Consider the following 1,567-nt stretch of genomic DNA (forward strand, 5'->3'; position numbering starts at 1 on the left):
TTCACGGTCGGCGCCGCGAAATTGGCTTGGGTGCCTTGCGAGATGTTTCTTTAAAACAAGCCCGTGAATTGGCAACTAGGTGGCGTTCTGTTTTACGTGAGGGGCGTGACCCTATTAAAGAACGCAATAAACAAAAGCGTGAGGCAATGCGCAATCTCCATTATTTAAAAGACATTGCCGTAGATGCTTTTAAAAGCCGTAAAGCTGAATTAAAGAATGATGGTAAAGATGGGCGTTGGTTTGCGCCTTTACAACTTCATATTCTCCCCAAATTAGGCTGCTTTCCCGTTTCTGAGATTACCCAAACAGAGATACGCAATACTCTTGCTCCTATTTGGCATACAAAAGCTGATACTGCTCGGACAGCATTGATACGTCTCAAACTTTGTCTCAAACATGCGGCTGCCTTAGGGTTGGATGTTGATTTACAAGCAACTGAAAAAGCACGTGCGCTCTTAGGAAAACAACGCCATAAAACACAAAACTTTCCAGCTATGGATTGGAAAGATATTCCAGCTTTTTATAAAACACTTTGTGAAGCATAAACTCTAACACAACTGGCTTTACGTTTGCTTATCCTTACAGGGGTTCGTACCAACTCTTTACGTCATATTCGTGAAGATCAGATTGAAGATGATATATGGACAATTCCTGCTGAAAATATGAAAGGAAAGCGTGATACCACAACAGAGTTTCGTGTACCCCTATCATCAGAGGCATTAGACATTTTAAAACAAGCGCGTTTGCTTTCTCGCAATGATTTCTTTTTTTCTGCTAAAGGTCGCGGTCCCCTTGCTGCAAATTGTATGGCTCAATATATGCAACAGACTGGACTAAACGCCTGCCCCCATGGTTTTCGCTCTAGTTTACGCGATTGGCTCGCTGAAACAACCGATGCCCCCTATGAGGTCGCTGAAACCATTCTAGCTCATACGGTAGGCGGACAAGTAGAGCGCTCCTATCGTCGTACTGACTATCTAGAACAGCGCCGTGTCTATATGGATAAATGGGCGGCTTATGTCACAGGGAAATCTTAAGATATGGGGTGCATAACCCCATGATCTGTGGATAACTTTAGCTCTCTTGTCTCTCATTCTTTCTCAATAAGACTCATAAATTATCACATCAGAAAAACTATGATAAAATATTGTTTTCTATGAATAAAACATCTTTCTAAATGAACCAAAATGTGGTTAATAAATACTTATGATTTGTTGCCATTTTTTGAGAGTGAAAGGATTTTAGAATGACAGAAAATGATATTCTTTTAACAGACCGTGAAAGTGCAAAATTGCTTCATATGAGTGTCTCAACATTCCGCCGTCATGTTACCAATGGCTCTTTACCAAAACCTTTAAAATTTGGTTTTTTATCCCGTTGGTTACAATCGGATCTCTTGAATGTCATCGAACAAGCAAAACAGCAACGTCAAAGTGACGCGGCATAAAAAAACCTTGTCACGTAAGGACGGACAAGGCTTTCTCTGCTGAAGCAAGACTTAAGGTTTGCATTCAAGTTGTTCTGAATGTTTTTTACAATAAGGGCTATTTAAGCGTCTCTCAACACT

At 40.7% G+C, this 1,567-nt stretch carries 1 protein-coding gene and 1 pseudogene; both read left to right on the forward strand.

What is annotated here, in order from left to right; translation table 11 throughout:
- Positions 1–1,037: pseudogene (locus ABID23_RS07940) on the forward strand (tyrosine-type recombinase/integrase); the annotation flags it as partial.
- A 209-nt stretch (positions 1,038–1,246) separates the two neighbouring features.
- On the forward strand, positions 1,247–1,447 hold the full coding sequence (locus tag ABID23_RS07945; protein WP_007347209.1) for a helix-turn-helix transcriptional regulator: 201 nt from the start codon (positions 1,247–1,249) through the stop codon (positions 1,445–1,447).
- Positions 1,448–1,567: the final 120 nt, after the last annotated feature.

Source organism: Bartonella silvatica, from assembly GCF_040545155.1.
Lineage (GTDB): Bacteria > Pseudomonadota > Alphaproteobacteria > Rhizobiales > Rhizobiaceae > Bartonella > Bartonella silvatica.